The organism is Pseudoalteromonas sp. SR45-5 (assembly GCF_014163565.1).
Lineage (GTDB): Bacteria > Pseudomonadota > Gammaproteobacteria > Enterobacterales > Alteromonadaceae > Pseudoalteromonas > Pseudoalteromonas distincta.
In genome coordinates, this window is the sequence record NZ_JACJDN010000941.1 from 1 (window position 1) to 1,011 (window position 1,011).

The 1,011-nt window shown below is 39.8% G+C and carries 1 protein-coding gene; it reads left to right on the top strand.

The annotated features are described in order from the left end of the window. The first annotated feature begins 36 nt into the window (after window positions 1-36). The gene (nadK, locus tag H5072_RS20230; RefSeq protein WP_004335384.1) at window positions 37-921 is read left to right on the top strand and encodes an NAD(+) kinase; all 885 of its coding nucleotides are present in this window, start codon (window positions 37-39) and stop codon (window positions 919-921) included. Window positions 922-1,011 lie beyond the last annotated feature (90 nt).

Here is a 1,011-nt window from a genome sequence, read left to right on the forward strand (position 1 = left end):
TACTCTACAATTATTAAATCTTTTTGTGCGTACATTATGGACTCTCCTTTTAATACCATAGGCCTAATTGGCAAACCTAATCACCCGGGAGCCGCTGCTACCCTTCAGCGCTTACATACATTTTTACTTGCGCTTGGTTTTGAGGTAATAGTAGAAAAACGCACAGGGAGTCAATTAGACGATATCCCGCATGACAAACTTGTTAAGTTAGTCGACTTAGGAGAACAAGCCGATTTAGCTATTGTTGTAGGCGGTGACGGTAACATGCTTGGTGCTGCACGCGTGCTTGCGCGCTTTAACATTGCTGTTATTGGTGTAAATAGAGGTAACCTTGGCTTTTTAACTGATTTAAACCCTGAAGGGTTTGAAGCGAGCTTAGAGCAAGTCCTCAGTGGTGAGTACCTTGAAGAAAAACGCTTTTTATTAGAAGTAGAAGTATATCGCCACAACGAATTAAAGAGTGCAAACTCAGCCGTTAACGAAGCGGTACTTCATGCCGATAAAGTAGCGCATATGATTGAGTTTGAAGCTTTTATAAATAATGACTTTGTGTTTTCTCAGCGCTCTGACGGTTTAATAGTATCAACCCCTACTGGCTCTACGGCATATTCACTTTCAGGTGGCGGGCCAATTTTAACGCCAGAGCTAAATGCAATATCGTTAGTACCTATGTTTCCTCATACCTTATCTAGCAGACCTTTAGTTGTCGATGCCGATAATGAAGTTCGTTTAAAGCTAAGCCTAGAAAATACAGATAGCCTACAGGTAAGTTGCGACAGCCATGTCGTGCTTGCCGTATTACCCGGCGATGAGGTAGTAATTAAAAAAGCGGATAAACAATTGCGTTTAATTCATCCAAAAAATTACTCGTACTACAACGTTTTACGTACAAAACTAAATTGGGGTAGTCGTTTGTACTAATTTTATTGCCAAATTTAGTACTATAAAGCAAAATGGCGGCTTAAAATAATAATCAAATAATTTAGGAACGAGTAGCAATGACTTATGTAG

Bases quoted from the DNA above. Each gene is read 5' to 3' on its own strand.
- nadK (WP_004335384.1), top strand. From the start codon at position 37: ATGGACTCTCCTTTTAATACCATAGGCCTAATTGGCAAACCTAATCAC.